This window comes from Enterococcus sp. AZ015 (genome assembly GCF_050499225.1).
GTDB classification, from domain to species: domain Bacteria; phylum Bacillota; class Bacilli; order Lactobacillales; family Enterococcaceae; genus Enterococcus_D; species Enterococcus_D entomosocium.
The window spans coordinates 2,556,127-2,573,369 of the sequence record NZ_JBMHEX010000001.1 but is presented as its reverse complement, the minus strand read 5'-3'; the positions used below and the strand labels follow the sequence as shown (position 1 = coordinate 2,573,369).

Sequence of the window (17,243 nt, the reverse complement as noted above, 5' to 3'; positions counted from 1 at the left end):
TTTTTTACCGTCCATTCTCCGTTTGTCGATAATCACTAGGTGAAATGCCGACTTTTCTCTTGAATAAACGGCTGAAATAGGCGGTGTTTTCGATGCCGATCGCCAATGAGATCTCTTTGATGGAAAGACGAGAATAGCGCAAAAGGTCTTTCGAGTAAGAGATGCGTTTGCTGATCTGGTACTCGATGGGGGGCAAGCCCATGTATTTGGAAAACTCCTTGACGATTTGATACTTATTGATATGGTACCTTTCCTCCAAAGATTCCAAGGTGATCCCTTGACGGAAATCCTCTTCTAGCTGGTCACGAATCTGCAAAATATAAGGCGGGATCTCACTATCCGAAAAATCGAGATGATATTTTTGCAGGAGCAGTTCATTGAGTAGCTGATGGATCAAAACAGAGCTTTGGAAGGCAGTTTTCGCATTTGGTTCTGGCTGTAACATCAATAAATCTTGTAAGACCAAATGGATCGGATTTTGGCGGCTGCTGGCAGGATTTGTGTGAAAAACTGGACTGCCATTTTTGAGAAATTCATCATAAAACGCTGCGACGTTGGCGCCATATAGATGGATCCAGTCCATTTCCCAGGGCTCTTGACTAACGGTGCGGTAGTACTGATAGTCTAGGCAGTCGATAAAAAACACATCACCTGCTTTTAATTGATAGCTTTTTCCTTTGTAGCGCAATTCACCGCAACCGGACAATGTATATTTGATCAAATAAGAAGGCAGGTTCTCTCGTTCTGTAAAGTAAGGTTTGCTGGCTTTGAAATAGCCGATTTCTTGAATGTAATAGAAAAGTTCACGCTGCTTTTGGGTTGAAGTATTGATGTAACGCAGTGAATCGGTTGACCATGAGTGGTTGGCTTTTTCCCAGTAATCCATCGGATCCTCCTTTTTACCAAGATTGTGCAAGTCTTTATCAAAATTGTGTGATGAAACTCGTTGATTGTCAAGCTAAAATTGAGGCAACAAGAATGAATCAGTAAATTGTAATCGATTTATTTTTAACCAAGATAATGAAAGGTGGAGACCAGTGAACACATTTATCGCAATCGATATCGGCGCATCAAGCGGTCGTCTGATGTTGAGCCGTTGGGAAAATGAGCAGATCACTTTAGAAGAGATCCATCGCTTTAAAAACGGCTTTCGTCCCCATGAAGGCTTTGACCGCTGGGCGATCGATTATTTGATCCAAGAGATTTTAGTAGGACTGCAAAAAGTGAAACAAGCCGGTATCAATGACTGCTTCGTCGGAATCGACACCTGGGCAGTGGACTACTGTTTGATCGATCAAGCAGGCGAACGTTTAGGCGACCCAGTCGCTTATCGAGATAGTCGCACCAATGATGCGATCGCGGCTTTTGGCCAGCGCTATTCTTTGCAAAAACTGTATGAGAAAACAGGCATTCAGCTGCAGCCCTTCAACACGATTTTTCAATTAGCCACAGAAGAAGCGCAACTGTTGCAAAAAGCCGACAAACTGCTGTTGATTCCAGATTATTTGGGCTACGTTTTTACCGGCAAGATGGTCACGGAAAAAACCAATGCCTCGACGATGCAGCTTCTAAATGCCAATACCCAAACATGGGATGTAGAATTATTAGCTGAGATTGGGGTAACAGAAGGACTGTTCCCACCATTGGTTGATGCTGGGACGGTTTTAGGCGCACTGCAAACTCAGAAGTTTCCAGCCTATGATTTGCCACAAGCGACCTTTGTCACTGTCGCTAGTCATGATACGGCGTCGGCGATCATCGGTACACCCGGAGAAGGGTCAGAGTGGGGCTACATCAGCAGCGGGACATGGTCATTGCTGGGGATCGAAACCAAAGTACCCAATGTTTCCCTTGCCGCCTTCGATGAAAATTATACGAACGAATGGGGTGCCCACAACACGATTCGCTTTTTAAAAAATATCATGGGCATGTGGCTGATCCAAGAAGTGGCTCGGCAGCAAGATTATCAGTATTCCTATGCAGAATTGGCGGAATTGGCGCAAGCAACGCCTGCTTTTCAACAGTTTGTCGATGTCAATGATCCTCGTTTTTTGAATCCAGAAAATATGATTACTGAACTGCAAGCGTATTGTCGAGAAACCCAGCAGAAAGTTCCAGAAACCGCAGGTGAACTGGCTCGCTGTGTGTATGATAACTTAGCGCTTTGTTATGCCAGCGAATTGCAAAAGCTGGAACAGCTGACAGGTACGACGAACAAGCTGCAAAAACTGCATATCGTGGGGGGCGGTTCCAACAATCGCTTTTTAAATCAACTGACGGCTGATGCTGCGCAGCTGACGATCGAAGCTGGCCCAAGTGAAGCAACGGCGATCGGCAATCTTTTAATGCAGATGATGAGTGCTGGCATCTTCACGTCGCTGGTTGAAGCACGCCGCGCGGTCAAACACTCATTTCCTTGCAGTGTTCATGAACCACAGCCTTTTGATCACAAGATTTTAAGCAACTATCAACGTTTTATAGAAGGAGAAGGAAAAAATGACAACGATTCAACAGCGTTATGAAGAAGCTAAGACAGCATATGCCAAATTAGACGTCGACACGGATGCGGTTTTGAAAAAATTAGCCGATGTGAAAATCTCGATGCATGTTTGGCAAGGGGACGATGTGCAAGGATTTTTGAGTGATGAAGCATTATCTGGTGGGATCTCTGTAACGGGGAATTATCCTGGTGCTGCCCATACCCCAGAGGAGTTGCGCCAAGATTTAGAAAAAGCCTACTCTTTGATTCCTGGAAAACACAAATTGAACCTTCACGCCATCTATTTAGACACCGAGGAAGCAGTGGATCTAAATGAATTGGAGCCGAAGCATTTTGAAAAATGGGTTGCTTGGGCGAAGGAACAAGGCTTAGGTTTAGACTTCAATCCAACCTTTTTCTCACATCCCATGTTCAAAGATGGCTTTACCCTTGCTTCACCAGATGAAGAAGTTCGTCAGTTCTGGATCGAACACGGCAAACGTTCTCGTCAAATCGCTGCCTATATGGGGAAAGAAACTGGGCAAGTCTGTGTCAATAATTTCTGGGTGCCAGATGGCTACAAAGACAACCCGATCGATCGTTTTACACCACGGGAACGCTTGATGACAGCATTAGATGAGATTTTTGCTGAAGAATTGCCAGCGGAATACACGGTAGATGCCGTGGAAAGCAAGTTGTTTGGTCTTGGTGCCGAAGCCTACACCGTCGGCTCTCATGAATTTTATATGGGCTATGGCTTGACGCGCGATAAATTGATTTGTTTGGATGCTGGACATTTCCATCCAACCGAAGTGATCTCCAATAAATTGTCTTCATTGGCACTATTCAGCAAAGGCATTTTGCTACATGTCAGCCGTCCTGTACGCTGGGATAGTGATCATGTCGTGATCATGGACGATGAATTGCAAGAGATTGGCCGCGAATTGGTTCGCAATGACTTATTGCCAAAAACCAACATTGGGTTAGATTTCTTTGATGCGACGATCAATCGGGTCGCTGCGTGGGTGATCGGGACGCGCAATACTCAAAAAGCGTTGCTAAAAGCGATGCTAGAACCGATCGAAGAACTAAAAGCAATCGAATTGTCAGGTGATTTCACCACTCGTTTAGCCATGACGGAAGAATTAAAAGACTATCCGTATGCAGATGTTTGGAATTACTTCTGTGAAAGCCAAGGGGTACCAGCAGGTCTGGATTGGCTATCAGAAGTGAAAGCCTATGAAGAAACCGTCTTAAAAGCCAGAAAGTAGGAGAACGATGAAAAAGATTGATATTTTACAAGCAAATTTTGTACAAGAAATGATGGAAACGACAGCAAACCTTTACCGTTTAGGGTGGGATGAGCGCAACGGCGGCAATATTTCTTACTTATTAACAGAAGAAGAGATCTTGCCTTTCATCGATCCGCAAAGCGTCTTGCGGGAAATTCCCATGATTTTTGATGCCACGGCACTAGCTGGCAAGTACTTTATCGTGACAGGTTCAGGAAAATACTTTAAAAATGTAGCGGCACATCCAGCGGAAAACCTTGGTGTGATCCGAGTCAAAGAAGATGGGCAAACATTGGAATTGCTTTGGGGCTTGGAAAATGGTGCGGTGCCAACGAGTGAACTGCCAAGTCATTTCATGAGTCATATCGCTCGCTTGTCGGTCGATCCAGAAAACCGAATCATCATGCATAACCACGCATCTCATCTTTTAGCCATGAGTTTTACCCATGAGTTGGATGAACGCAGTTTCACGCGGACCTTGTGGCAAATGTGTACGGAGTGCTTGGTGGTCTTCCCAGAAGGCGTCTCCATCACTCCTTGGATGGTCCCAGGAACGAATGAGATCGGCGAAGCAACGGCTGCTAAAATGAAAGAGACCCGTTTGGTTCTTTGGCCACAACATGGGATCTATGGCGCTGGCAAAGATATGGACGAAGTCTTTGGCTTGATTGAAACGGCAGAGAAAGCTGCGGAAGTGTACACCTATGTTAAAGCGCAAGGCCCAATCTTACAAACCATTACAGATGAAAATCTGAAAAAATTGGCTGACGCTTTCAAAGTCACTCCCCGAGCAGGCTATCTTGAGGTATAAGTAATGGTAGAAGAATAGAAAAGGCTCTCAGTCTTTTCTATTTAAAATATATTGTGAATAAACAAACAAATGGAGGTAGGAAGAATGGCAAATAGAATGATTTTGAATGAAACATCGTATTTTGGAAAAGGAGCGATCGAGAACGTACCAACCGAATTCAAAGCACGAGGGTTCAAAAAAGCGGCTGTGATCACCGACAAAGATTTGGTGGAATTTGAAGTAGCAACCAAAGTGACGAAATTATTGGATGAAGCAGGTGTCGACTATGCGTTATATGATGGGATCGTGCCCAACCCAACGATCCAAAATGTCAAAGACGGCTTAGCCTTTGTCAAAGAAGCCCAAGCCGATTGTATCATTGCGATTGGCGGTGGTTCACCGATCGATACGGCAAAAGCGATCGCAATCATTGCTACGAATCCTGAATTTTCAGATGTGATTAGTTTGGAAGGCGTGGCAGACACGAAAAATCCATGCTTGCCGATTTTAGCGGTACCGACAACTTCTGGGACTGCAGCCGAAGTAACGATTAACTATGTGATTACAGATGAAGAAAATCATCGGAAATTTGTTTGTGTAGATCCTCACGATATTCCTCTAGTAGCCTTTGTGGACAGCGATATGATGATGGGGATGCCGAAGAGCCTGGCAGCTGCAACGGGGATGGATGCCATGACCCACGCCATCGAAGGCTTCATCACCAAAGGCGCTTGGGAAATGACTGACATGCTGCACATCAAAGCAATCGAGATCATCGGGCGCTCATTGAGAGATTCCGTGAATGGCGATCAAGCAGGACGAGAAGCGATGGCACTAGGGCAATACATTGCCGGTATGGGCTTTTCAAACGTCGGCTTGGGCTTAGTCCACGGCATGGCACATCCATTGTCCGCTTGGTACAACATTCCTCACGGAGTAGCGTGCGCGTCTTTGTTGCCAACCATCATGAAATACAACAAAGACTTTACGGGTGAAAAATACCGTGAGATCGCGATCGTTTTAGGCATTGAAGGGGCAGAAACGATGTCACTTGAAGACGTCCGAGATGCTGCTTGCCAAGCAATCGATCAGTTAAGCACAGATGTGGGTATTCCAGCGACCATTTCTGAATTAGGCGTCAAAGAAGAAGATATCCCAGCCATCGCCAAAGATGCCTTGAATGATGTCTGCACACCAGGCAACCCGCGGGATACGACTTTAGAAGAGATTATTGAGCTTTATCGTTCGTTGATGTAAAAGCTCAAATCGTTCCTTTCAATGAGCGTGCTTATTTCGCTTGCTGTATAGGCGCTCAAACCTGGATTACTCCTTAACGACGGTTGAAGGGTTTCGATAAACGGCGTTTTCCTTCTCGTTTCATGGGAACTAGCAGCTTTTCTTATTCCAACAGTTGAATAATGAACATTGATGATAACACTGACTTTGTTACAGCCATTTTGAAAAATGGCTGTTTTTTTTGTCCTTAACGTTGTATTGTAATTCTTATTATTGATCATCTTTGTCCCATGAAGGGGACAAAGAATGATAGAACGCTTACATTTCCTAGTGCTATGATAAGTGTGTAGAAAGGAGAACGGTTACATGACTGTTATGGAACAACGAAAGAGAAAAATCATCCATATTCTTTCCAATACGAGAGAATTTGTCACGGCCGATGAACTATCCGCAGCGCTTCGACTTTCTACAAAGTCGATTTATCGCATCGTAAAAGCAATCAATGAGGATGCCGCGATTGACTATGTGATTCTCTCAGAAAAAGGGAAAGGCTACCGCTTAAGTTTCCATCATCAAGAAAAGTCCCAGAGTCAGAAAGCGGAAATGCCGAATGCGCTGACACCAGTGGAACGCCGGAACAAGGTGATGGAGGAGCTATTGCTTGTTTCCCCAAAAAGAAAGAATATTTTTTCCCTGTATCAGCCTTTTTATGTGAGTGAAACGGTTATCAACAGTGATGAGAAATTAATTTCTGAAGCTTTGCAGCGTTTTGAGCTGACGGTTTCCCGCAAAAATAAAATGATCGGGGTGAACGGTGCAGAAAAAAATATCCGTCGAGCATTGCAGGAGTATATCCAGCAAACCCGCAATATCCGCTTGGATGATCTGCATGTGACGAATGAGGCGTTCAACCGCTATGATGCGGAGTTTGTTTTGCGACAGCTGAATTTGATTGAAAATCACCTAGGATTAGTAATACCACATCCTTATAACATTAATCTTTTTTCTCACCTGTATATCTTATTACGACGGTTTCGCAAAGTAGGGAATTCGTTTAACGAGGATATTTTAGATGAGAAAGAGAAACAGCAAATGCAAGAAAACCCAGAATTAGCCACCATCGCCAAAGAGATCATTGGCAATAGCGAACAGTACTTGCATACGAAATTACCGGAAAACGAAAGCTATTATATGTATCAATACCTCGTCTCCTCACGGATGCAAAAGGCCACGGATGAATTAGAGGATCTGTCAGAACAAGTAAAACTAATTTCTAATGCATTTATAGAAAAAATGAGCACTCAGCTGCAGCGGTCATTTGAAGACGAGGAGTTATTCGGTAAATTGGCTCGCCATATCAAACCAATGATCAATCGGTTGCGACATGGGATCGAAGTCAAAAACAATCTTTTGGAGCAAATCAAATTAGAATATACAGATTTGTTTTTTGCTACCGAAGAGACTGCAAGAGAAATCTGCCAAGTGTACGATTTGCCAGCGCTCACAGAAGATGAAATCGGCTTTGTCACCCTTTACTTTGCTCAAGCGATCGAAGAACATCCTCAACAACTCAAGGTAATGATCGTCTGTACTACAGGAATCGGGACCTCCGAATTATTAAAAGTAAAAGTGCATAAGAAATTTCGTGAGTTAGCAATCACCGCTGTCCTACCTTCTCGTGATGTGGAAGCGGCTTTAAAGCAACACCCGGCTACGGAGATGATCATCTCAACCGTTCAATTAACGATCGATAGTCCGATTCCGGTTGTGATCGTGAGCGCCATGCTGACGATGGAAGACCAAAAACGCCTTGAAGCGATGATTGGGAGGGTGAGAAATGACTAAATTCCCTTTGTCCCTTACTTTAGTTTCAACAGAAGCAGGAGAGACGAAAGTCGATGTTTTAAGGAAGATTGCAGGTGTTAGCCAAACAATCGGGCTGACGGAGAGCAAAACCCTGCTATTTGAAGCACTGCAAGCCCGAGAAGCGAGCGGCAATACGATGATTGCTGAAGATTTTGCGCTACCACACATTGAAAGTACTGTGTTGAAAAAAAGCGGAATCGTTCTCGTCAGAGGTGAAGAAGTCCTTTGGCAGGGAACGCTGCAAGCAAAAACGATTTTTGCGATCCTGATGAAGACTAACGAAACAACCGCGGTGAAACAAGCAGTCATCCGCTTAATGAAATGTTTCGCCTATGAAGAAAATCTGCAATTCATTGCAGAAAAATCAAAAGAAGAAATCGAAGCCTTCCTTCTCAACCAATGCGGCTGATAGGAATGAATGGTCAATTCAGTAAGGCAAGAGGTACTCAACTAGAGGAGGAAAACGAATGGATATTTCAACAGTGATTGATCCAAAAATAATCAAAACCAACATGGAGGCCGCTTCTAAAGAAGAAGCCCTGCAGCAATTGAGTCAGCTTTTATATACCAATGAGTACTTGACGGATCAGGCAGCATTTTTAAAAGATGTCTATGAGCGGGAAGCAGTTGGTCAAACAGGGATTGGCAATTACATTGCCATTCCCCATGGAAAAAGTGCTCATGTGAAGGAGATCGGCGTAGCAATCGGGGTTTTAAAACAAGAGATCCCTTGGGAAACGTTGGATGGCAAGGGAGTGAAAGGAATTATCTTATTTGCCGTCGGTGATGACACGCAAGGGGCGCAAAAGCATTTGAAACTGCTCTCTTTGTTCGCTCGGAAATTAGGAAATGACGAGGTGACGGCTGCCTTGTTGAAAGCAAAAGAGCCGCAGCAAGTGATTGAAGCATTTCAAGGATAACAGAAAATTTAAGGAGGAATTATTATGAAAATCGTCGGAGTATGTGCATGTACAGTAGGGATCGCTCACACTTATATTGCGCAAGAAAAGTTAGAAAATGCGGCAAAAAAGGCAGGTTACGAGATCCATGTGGAAACACAAGGAACGATCGGCCGTGAAAATGAATTGTCACCTGAAGCGATTGCGGCTGCAGATGTCGTGATTTTAGCAGTTGACGTCAAAGTAGCAGGACGTGAACGATTTGAAGGGAAACGGATCATTCAAGTGCCGACCGAAGTTGCCATCAAGTCCCCAAGCAAATTGTTGGAAAAAGCCAAAGAGGTCGTTCAACAGCAGGCGGTCTAAGCAAACCGAAGGAGGAAGGAAACTATGGAAAAAATCAAAGCATTGAATTTAAAAGGACATTTGTTGACAGCCATCTCCTATTTGATTCCGATCGTCTGCGGTGCCGGATTCTTGATTGCCATTGGCATGGCTTTCGGCGGCACCAGTCAGGGACAACTGGTGCCAGGTGAATTTACGATTTGGGATGCTTTAGCTACGATGGGAGGCGCAGGACTCGGGTTGCTTCCGGTGGTCATTGCGACAGGAATTTCTTATGCGATTGCCGAAAAACCGGGGATCGCGCCAGGGTTTATTATTGGTTTGACAGCCAATGCCATTGGTGCAGGTTTTATTGGAGGAATCTTGGGCGGCTACTTAGCTGGATATCTAGTAATTGCTATTTTACGATTTATTAAAGTACCAAATTGGGCGAAAGGCTTGATGCCGACATTGATCATTCCCTTTTTGACCTCTTTGATCGGTGGTCTGATCATGGTCTATATTATCGGTACACCGATCACTGCCTTTACGAACTTACTAACGAACGCATTAAATAGCTTAGGCTCCTCTTCATTATTGGTTTTTGGTGCGGTCATCGGCTTGTTGAGTGGCGTTGATTATGGCGGACCAATCAATAAAACGGTCTTTGCTTTTGTTCTGACGATGCAAGCAGAAGGGATCAATGGACCGATCACTGCGTTGCAATTAGTCAATACTGCAACACCAATCGGTTTTGGTTTAGCATTCTTTATTGCAAAATTGTTCGGCAAAAACATCTATACGCCTGTAGAAGTGGAAACGTTAAAATCTGCCGTACCAATGGGTGTGATCAATATCGTTGAAGGGGTGATCCCAATCGTTATGAACGATATCGTCCGAGGGCTGATCGCAACAGCTATCGGTGGCGCTGCTGGAGGTGCTGTTTCAATGGTCTTAGGGGCAGATGCAACGGTACCGTTTGGTGGTGTGCTGATGCTGCCGACTATGACTCGTCCATGGGCTGGGGCAGTAGCTTTGTTGGTAAATATAGTAGTGACTGGGATCACCTTGGCTTTGATCAAGAAAAATGTCACTGAAGAACAAGTAGCCGCGCAAGCAGAAGTGGAAGAAGAAGAAATCGATTTAGATGATATTCAAATTTTCTAAGAAAAGCGATTCAATTGAAAGAAGAATCGTTCCTCTCAGTACAAGACTGATCGAGGAGAAAGGATAAGTCTATGAACAAAGTTGAATTTTCACCGTCATTGATGACGATGGATCTAGATAAATTTAAAGAGCAAATCACTTTTTTGAATGACCAAGTGGACTCCTATCATATTGATATTATGGATGGTCATTACGTACCCAATATTTCCCTATCCCCATGGTTTATTCAAGAGGTCCGCAAAATCAGTACGTTGCCTTTGTCCGCTCATTTGATGGTCACTGAACCTGCCTTTTGGGTGCAGCAGCTGATCGATATCAACTGTGAATGGATTTGTATGCACGCTGAAGTTTTGGATGGGTTAGCATTTCGTCTGATCGATCAAATCCATGATGCTGGATTAAAAGCCGGGATCGTCTTAAATCCTGAAACGCCAGTATCGGTCATTTTGCCTTATATTGATCGTTTGGATAAAGTCACGATCATGACGGTTGATCCAGGGTTTGCTGGCCAACGCTTTATTGAAGGGGCGTTAGATAAAATTGTTGAACTGCGGGAATTACGGGAAGAATATGACTATCACTATGTCATTGAAATGGACGGTTCCTCCAATCGGAAATCCTTCAAACGGATTGATGAAGCCAATCCAGACATCTATATTGTCGGACGCAGTGGATTGTTTGGTTTAGATGACGACATTGCCAAAGCATGGTCGATCATGGTCGCAGATTATCAAGAAATGACTGGAAAAGTTTTGAGTAGCTAAGCAAAGCCGAAAGCAAAAGAACCGGACGACCAAAGTTAGGACTGTTAAAAAGAGGAGCATTCGTTGCCTATTAGCCAGTAAACTTTGGACGTCCGGTTCTTTTCTATTGTGAAAAGGCAGTGAATAGAAACATGCTGGCTGAAGAAAGTGAAGGAGGCAATTTAATTGAAAAAACTATTTGATAAAATCGATCAATTAGGAGTGAACACCCTTCGTACATTAAGTATCGAAGCCGTACAAAAAGCCAATTCAGGACATCCAGGATTACCGATGGGGGCAGCACCCATGGCCTATGCCTTGTGGACGAAACACTTGAAAGTCAATCCAACGACTTCTCGCAAGTGGGTGGATCGTGACCGTTTTGTTTTGTCTGCTGGGCACGGTTCGGCGTTATTGTACAGCTTGTTGCATGTGTCTGGCTACGATGTGACCATTGAGGATCTAAAAAACTTCCGTCAATGGGATAGCCGCACGCCAGGACATCCAGAAGTCGATCACACAGACGGCGTCGAAGCAACCACTGGACCTTTAGGACAAGGGATCGCCATGGCAGTCGGTATGGCAATGGCCGAAGCCCACTTGGCTGCAACCTACAATCGCGACAAGTATCAAGTCATCGATCACTATACCTATGCCTTATGTGGCGATGGGGATTTGATGGAAGGTGTTTCGCAAGAAGCTGCATCCATGGCGGGTCACATGAAATTAGACAAACTGATCGTCTTGTACGATTCAAACGACATTTCCCTAGATGGTCCGACCTCAAAAGCCTTTACAGAAAATGTCGGTGCGCGTTTTGAGGCGTATGGCTGGCAACACATTCTCGTTGAAGACGGCAATGATTTAGAAGCAATCTCAAAAGCGATCGACGAAGCAAAAGCTGAAAGCGACAAACCAACCTTGATCGAAATCAAGACTGTGATCGGATACGGTGCGCCAAATCAAGGCACCTCTGCCGTTCATGGTGCGCCGATCGGTGCCGAAGGCATTTCAGCAGCCAAAGCGATTTATGGCTGGGAATACCCAGAATTTACCGTACCTGACGAAGTTGCCGCGCGCTTCAAAGAAACCATGATCGATGAAGGACAAAAAGCTGAAGCCGCTTGGAACGAAACTTTCCATGCCTATGAAGCAGCCTACCCAGAACTTGCGGCGCAATTCAAACAAGCCTTTGCGGGTGAATTGCCAGCAGATTGGGCTGCAGCATTACCAAGCTACGAAGTTGGCAGCTCACAAGCTAGCCGGGTATCCAGCAAAGAGATGATCCAAGCGTTGTCCAAAGCCGTCCCTAGTCTCTGGGGCGGATCGGCTGACCTTTCTGGTTCCAACAACACGATGGTGGCAGCAGAAAAAGACTTTGAACCTGGCCAATACGAAGGCCGCAACATTTGGTTTGGTGTCCGAGAATTTGCGATGGCGGCAGCCATGAACGGGATCCAATTGCATGGCGGTACCCGAATCTATGGCGGAACCTTCTTCGTCTTCGTTGATTACTTGCGTCCAGCGGTGCGCTTGTCTGCGATCCAGCATGCACCTGTGATCTATGTCTTGACACATGACTCCGTGGCGGTTGGGGAAGATGGACCGACCCACGAGCCGATCGAGCAATTAGCCAGCGTCCGTTGCATGCCAAATGTCCAAGTGATTCGTCCAGCAGACGGCAACGAAACCCGTGCTGCTTGGAAACTGGCCCTGACAACAACGGATAAACCAACGGTCTTAGTCTTAAGCCGACAAAACCTACCAGTGATCGAAGGCACGCAAACTGGTGCGGATGAAAATGTCGCAAAAGGCGGCTACGTGATTTCAAAACAAGCCGGTGAAACACCAGCGGGGATTTTGATCGCCACAGGTTCTGAAGTGAATCTTGCGGTTCAAGCACAAGCTAAATTGGCAGAAGAAGGCATCGATGTATCGGTGGTCTCCTTACCAAGCTTTGATCTGTTTGAAGCGCAAAGCTCAGAATACAAAGAAAGCGTCTTGCCGAAAGCAGTGAAGAAACGGGTAGCGATCGAAGCGGCTTCCCCATTTGGTTGGGAACGTTACACTGGCTGTCATGGAAAAGTGATCGCGATCGATCACTTCGGTGCATCCGCACCTGGTGACAAAGTCTTAGCGGAATTCGGCTTCAGTGTTGAGAATGTCGTGAATAACTTCAACTCACTATAATCAAAAAACAGGCGATCTTTAAAGGGGAATACTCCTTTGAAGATCGCCTGTTTTTATTTATTAAGGAAACGCGGATAAGTTTACGCTCATTGTTTCTCTATTATTAAAAGGAGCCATGAAATCATCTGTCGATAGCAGTCATCAGCGACAGTGTTTGGTGTCCGATCAAAGTCATGCTGATCTAAATCGAGCCAAAGTGTTTTGGCACGGGGGACTTGTGCTGCGAAAGCTTCGGAGGCGCTGAAGGGAACGTCTGGATCTTTTTTGCAATGAACGACAAAGCAAGGAGGAAAGTCTTTGTAAGCGGCAGCAGGAATCGCCAAGGCTGCCAGCTGTTCCCGATTGCCTAAATAACGCTGCCAGTTGCCATATTGACGGGCGGAAAGGTACAAAGGGAATCGTTTTTCTAACGTGCCGTGGGTGATTGGTTGGCTTTCGATCATAGCTTCGGCGTCGAGTGGCGGGACTTTCGGAAATTGCGTGTAAAAGCGTGCCGGCTGCAAAAATTCTTTATAAAACAACTCTTGGTATCCGTAAAATCGGATCAAGCCTTTTTGCTCCGGATGCTTTGTGCGTGCGGTCAGTAAGGTCGCTAAAAAACCGCCGGCGGAGCGACCGAATAGAATGTACTCATTTGCACCAACGCCGCTGAAGTGCCAGCCCTCTGTCAAAAACCATTCCACTGCCTTTTTTGTATGAAGGTAAATGTCGTTCAGCGCTACTTCGGGAGCCAGTGGATAATCAAAGAGATAAAGGCTAACACCGGCAGCCAGCAATTGGTGGACATAATCCTGCGGAAGGTCTTCCCGCTGACCATAGAGGAAGCCACCACCATGAAAATACAAAAAGCTGATCCGAGGCTGCGCTGCTTTTAGGATCGTCACTTCTAACGGCAAAGTGCCGTAGGTGTCAAATTGGATTTTTTCTGTTTGCGCAAAGGCATTTTTAGGATAAACCATTGTTTTCTTCCTTTCTCTTCTTCGATAGTATAAGGAAGAGTATAGGAGAAGGAAGCGGTTTAAAAAACAGCGTTATGACTAAAAATAGAAACGGTTTTGTCGAAAGTGAACAATGATGTCCTTCAGTAACACGCTTACAATAACCGTATAAATTAAAGGAGGCAGAACAATGGAGTTGAAAAAAGAAGTAGCGGCAATGATCGATGCATTATCTCAGATTGGGAATGATCCAACTGGAGGAATGACTAGACTGCTTTATACCGATTCATGGAAAGAAGCGCAATCATTTGTAGAAAAACAATTAAAAGAAACTGGCTTAACGACGTCCTATGATGCAGTCGGCAATCTCTTCGGCAGAATGGAAGGCAGCCAGTATCCAGAAGAAACGATTCTTTCAGGGTCACATATCGATACCGTCGTCAACGGTGGCACATTGGATGGACAATACGGGGTCGTTGCTGCTGCTTTAGCGATCAAGTATTTAAAAGAGACCTATGGACAACCTTTACGCTCCTTGGAAGTCATCTCAATGGCAGAAGAAGAAGGCAGTCGTTTTCCAACCGTTTTTTGGGGAAGCAAAAACTTTGTCGGAGAAGCCAAAAAAGCCGATGTTGAAGCGATCGCAGATTTTGAAGGCAACAGCTTCGTGGCAGAGATGCAACGCCAGGGCTTTGACTTTCGCGACCCACAAGAACCGGTTCGATCAGACATCAAAGCCTTCGTGGAAATCCATATCGAACAAGGCAGTGTTTTAGAAAAAGAAAACTTGCAGATCGGTGTCGTCAATAGTATCGCTGGTCAAAAGCGCTACACCTTTGTCTTAAAAGGACAAGCCAATCATGCAGGAACCACACCGATGGGCTATCGTCAAGATGCTGTGTATGGTTTTGCCAAAATGTGTGCCGCAGTGATTGACCGTGGCTTAGAGCTTGGGGATCCATTAGTAGTGACATTCGGTAAAGTTGAGCCAAAACCGAATACGGTCAACGTGGTTCCTGGTGAAGTGTTGTTTACGATGGATTGTCGCCATACCGATGGGCAACTATTGGATGCCTTTACTGCTGAAGCAGAACAGATCATTCAAGCGATCGCCCAAGAGCATGACCTGACAGTGGAGATGGATCTATGGATGGATGAACGCCCTGTGCCGATGGACGATACGATCGTTGCCACGGTGGAACAAGCGGTGAAGCAAACCGGCAAACGCTACAAAGTGATGCATAGTGGGGCGGGTCATGATTCCCAAATCATTGCACCACATTTTCCAACGGCGATGCTGTTTGTACCAAGTATTGATGGGATTAGCCACAACCCAGCCGAATCAACGACTATCGAAGATTTAGTAGCTGGGGTTGAAGTTTTAGCAGCTTCCCTTTATGAGCTAGCATACAAAGAATAGAAAGCAGGGACACACATGGGATATAAAAATAATAATACGGGCTATTTAGATGGATTGCTGCAATCACGAGCAGTCATTAGAAAAAATAATTTTGCGATCTTGCCGCATGATGGGCTAGTGAATAATGTCATTCCAGGATTCGAAAACTGTGAATGTTCGATACTCGGCACACCAAAATTAGGGGCGTCTTTTGTCGATTACATCATTTCATTCAAAAAAGATGGCGCCAACCAATTGGGCTTCGGCGGTCCAGAGATCGAGAGTTTCTTGTATGTCATCTCGGGCAAACTGGAAGTGAGTGATGGTAAAGAAACCCATACATTGACGGACGGAGGCTATATCTATCTGCCTGCTGGAGAAAAACTGTATATGAAAAATCTCCAAGAAGAAGCGACAGAAGTATTCTTGTATAAGAAGCGTTACCAACCGCTAGAAAATCACCAAGCCTACAAAGTAGTGGGGAATCTTTCAGAGTTGACACCGATCCAATACGAAGGGATGGCAGACGTCCTACTTTGGGATTTCCTGCCCAAAGAGCTGGGCTTTGACATGAATATCCATATCCTTTCCTTTGAAACAGGGGCAAGTCATGGATACATTGAGACCCACTACCAAGAACATGGAGCGTACTTACTGTCAGGTAAAGGGATGTATAACTTAGATAATGAGTGGTTCCCAGTGGAAAAAGGCGACTACATTTTCATGAGTGCCTATGTACAGCAAGCGGCCTATGGTGTTGGTCGTGACGAACCATTGACCTATATTTATTCCAAAGATTGCAACCGCGATCCGGAAATTTAAAGGAGTTTAGAAAATGGAAGAGACGGTTATTGTACAGTCACAAGAGTTACAGCAATTGATCCAAAAAAAATTAGCGGCTGCTGGTTTGTCTGAAGCGCACGCAGCCATCGTTGCAGAGCATTTGGTCTTTGCCGATGCCAGCGGGATCCACTCTCATGGGGCTGTACGGGTAGACTATTACGCAGAGCGGATCGCTAAAGGTGGAATGAATCGCACTCCACAGATCACGTTTGAAGAGACTGGGCCTAGCAGCGGGATCGTTCACGGTCAAAATGGCGCAGGGCAGGTCGTTGTATTAGAAGCGACAAAGCATGCCATTGAGATGGCCAAACGTTCTGGGATCGCGGCGGTTGGTGTACGGAAAACGAGTCATAGTGGGGCGCTATCCTATTATGTCAAAAAAGCTGCAGAAGCTGACTTGATTGCATTATCTATGTGCCAATCAGATTCAATGGTGGTTCCTTTTGGCGGCAAAGAAAATTATTTTGGTACCAATCCAATCGCATTTGCCGCACCAAGAAAACAGGGGGCACCGGTGGTCTTTGACATGGCAACGACGGTCCAAGCGTGGGGCAAAATATTAGACGCTCGCTCCAAAAATAAAGAGATTCCTGCGACATGGGCCGTGGATGCTCATGGCAAGCCAACGACGAATCCACATCATGTCCACGGCTTACTGCCGATCTCAGGGCCAAAAGGCTTTGGGTTGATGATGATGGTGGATATCTTATCAGGAATGCTCCTTGGGCTGCCTTTTGGCAAGCATGTTTCCTCTATGTACAACGATCTGACGAAAGGTCGCGACTTAGGGCAATTTATTTTGCTGATCGATCCGCAACGCTTTACAGATTTAGACACATTTAAAGAGTCGGTGGAGACGATGGTTGCCGAACTGCATGACATACCGGCTGCTGAACAGTTCCAGCAAGTCTATTATCCAGGCGAGATCAATCAACTAACCTATGAAAAATATATGGCAGAAGGCATTCCCATCGAGAAGAACATTTATCGCTATCTCATTAGCGACACGGTTCATTTTGACCAGTATTCTGGGTCAGATGCCTTTGCACAGACAGGAACAGGAGAGTGAGGAGACCC

The 17,243-nt window shown here is 45.2% G+C and carries 16 protein-coding genes; 14 read left to right on the top strand and 2 right to left on the bottom strand.

All coding sequences use genetic code 11. From position 1 onward, the window contains the following. Positions 1–4 precede the first annotated feature (4 nt). Positions 5–886, bottom strand: coding sequence for an AraC family transcriptional regulator (locus tag IGK85_RS11925; RefSeq protein WP_008380937.1), 882 nt, complete (start codon positions 884–886; stop codon positions 5–7). A gap of 151 nt (positions 887–1,037) precedes the next feature. Here IGK85_RS11925 and rhaB point away from each other — a divergent pair, with 151 nt between their 5' ends. The 11 genes from rhaB (at position 1,038) to tkt (ending at position 12,986) form a co-directional block, all read left to right on the top strand. After that, positions 1,038–2,522 carry a rhamnulokinase gene (gene rhaB, locus IGK85_RS11920; RefSeq protein WP_008380940.1) on the top strand — a complete coding sequence of 495 codons (1,485 nt, stop codon included), beginning with the start codon at positions 1,038–1,040 and terminating at the stop codon, positions 2,520–2,522. Next, a complete protein-coding gene (gene rhaA, locus IGK85_RS11915) occupies positions 2,497–3,750 on the top strand; it encodes an L-rhamnose isomerase (protein WP_005234414.1) in 1,254 nt (417 codons plus the stop codon). Before rhaB ends, rhaA begins: the two co-directional genes overlap by 26 nt. Positions 3,751–3,757: 7 nt before the next feature. Beyond that, on the top strand, positions 3,758–4,582 hold the full coding sequence (gene rhaD / locus IGK85_RS11910) for a rhamnulose-1-phosphate aldolase (protein ID WP_008380943.1): 825 nt from the start codon (positions 3,758–3,760) through the stop codon (positions 4,580–4,582). 84 nt (positions 4,583–4,666) lie between these two features. Beyond that, positions 4,667–5,818, top strand: coding sequence for a lactaldehyde reductase (gene fucO / locus IGK85_RS11905; RefSeq protein ID WP_008380945.1), 1,152 nt, complete (start codon positions 4,667–4,669; stop codon positions 5,816–5,818). 345 nt (positions 5,819–6,163) lie between these two features. Then, positions 6,164–7,642 (top strand): BglG family transcription antiterminator, encoded by a 1,479-nt coding sequence (locus IGK85_RS11900; RefSeq protein WP_008380947.1) that lies wholly within the window; start codon positions 6,164–6,166, stop codon positions 7,640–7,642. Further along, entirely contained in the window at positions 7,635–8,072 is a 438-nt protein-coding gene (locus IGK85_RS11895; protein ID WP_008380949.1) for a PTS sugar transporter subunit IIA, read from the top strand. Before IGK85_RS11900 ends, IGK85_RS11895 begins: the two co-directional genes overlap by 8 nt. Before the next feature lie 58 nt (positions 8,073–8,130). Further along, positions 8,131–8,583 (top strand): PTS sugar transporter subunit IIA, encoded by a 453-nt coding sequence (locus IGK85_RS11890; RefSeq protein WP_429968742.1) that lies wholly within the window; start codon positions 8,131–8,133, stop codon positions 8,581–8,583. 24 nt (positions 8,584–8,607) lie between these two features. Then, on the top strand, positions 8,608–8,928 hold the full coding sequence (locus IGK85_RS11885; protein WP_008380953.1) for a PTS fructose transporter subunit IIB: 321 nt from the start codon (positions 8,608–8,610) through the stop codon (positions 8,926–8,928). A gap of 24 nt (positions 8,929–8,952) precedes the next feature. Beyond that, positions 8,953–10,053 carry a PTS fructose transporter subunit IIC gene (locus tag IGK85_RS11880; RefSeq protein ID WP_005234436.1) on the top strand — a complete coding sequence of 367 codons (1,101 nt, stop codon included), beginning with the start codon at positions 8,953–8,955 and terminating at the stop codon, positions 10,051–10,053. A gap of 71 nt (positions 10,054–10,124) precedes the next feature. Continuing rightward, positions 10,125–10,817, top strand: a complete 693-nt coding sequence (gene alsE / locus IGK85_RS11875) for a D-allulose 6-phosphate 3-epimerase (RefSeq protein WP_008380955.1) — start codon at positions 10,125–10,127, stop codon at positions 10,815–10,817. A 165-nt stretch (positions 10,818–10,982) separates the two neighbouring features. Then, on the top strand, positions 10,983–12,986 hold the full coding sequence (tkt, locus tag IGK85_RS11870) for a transketolase (RefSeq protein WP_429968741.1): 2,004 nt from the start codon (positions 10,983–10,985) through the stop codon (positions 12,984–12,986). Positions 12,987–13,072: 86 nt separating this feature from the next. Here tkt and IGK85_RS11865 read toward each other — a convergent pair whose 3' ends face one another. Further along, positions 13,073–13,945 (bottom strand): alpha/beta hydrolase, encoded by an 873-nt coding sequence (locus tag IGK85_RS11865; RefSeq protein ID WP_008379237.1) that lies wholly within the window; start codon positions 13,943–13,945, stop codon positions 13,073–13,075. Between the two features lie 169 nt (positions 13,946–14,114). Here IGK85_RS11865 and allC point away from each other — a divergent pair, with 169 nt between their 5' ends. From allC to allD, 3 genes are read left to right on the top strand one after another with little or no spacing between them, the layout of a single operon-like run. Further along, positions 14,115–15,344, top strand: a complete 1,230-nt coding sequence (gene allC / locus IGK85_RS11860) for an allantoate deiminase (RefSeq protein ID WP_008379235.1) — start codon at positions 14,115–14,117, stop codon at positions 15,342–15,344. Positions 15,345–15,359: 15 nt separating this feature from the next. Continuing rightward, the gene (gene allE / locus IGK85_RS11855; protein WP_429972253.1) at positions 15,360–16,145 is read left to right on the top strand and encodes a (S)-ureidoglycine aminohydrolase; all 786 of its coding nucleotides are present in this window, start codon (positions 15,360–15,362) and stop codon (positions 16,143–16,145) included. 13 nt (positions 16,146–16,158) lie between these two features. Then, positions 16,159–17,235, top strand: coding sequence for an ureidoglycolate dehydrogenase (gene allD / locus IGK85_RS11850; protein ID WP_005234452.1), 1,077 nt, complete (start codon positions 16,159–16,161; stop codon positions 17,233–17,235). Positions 17,236–17,243 lie beyond the last annotated feature (8 nt).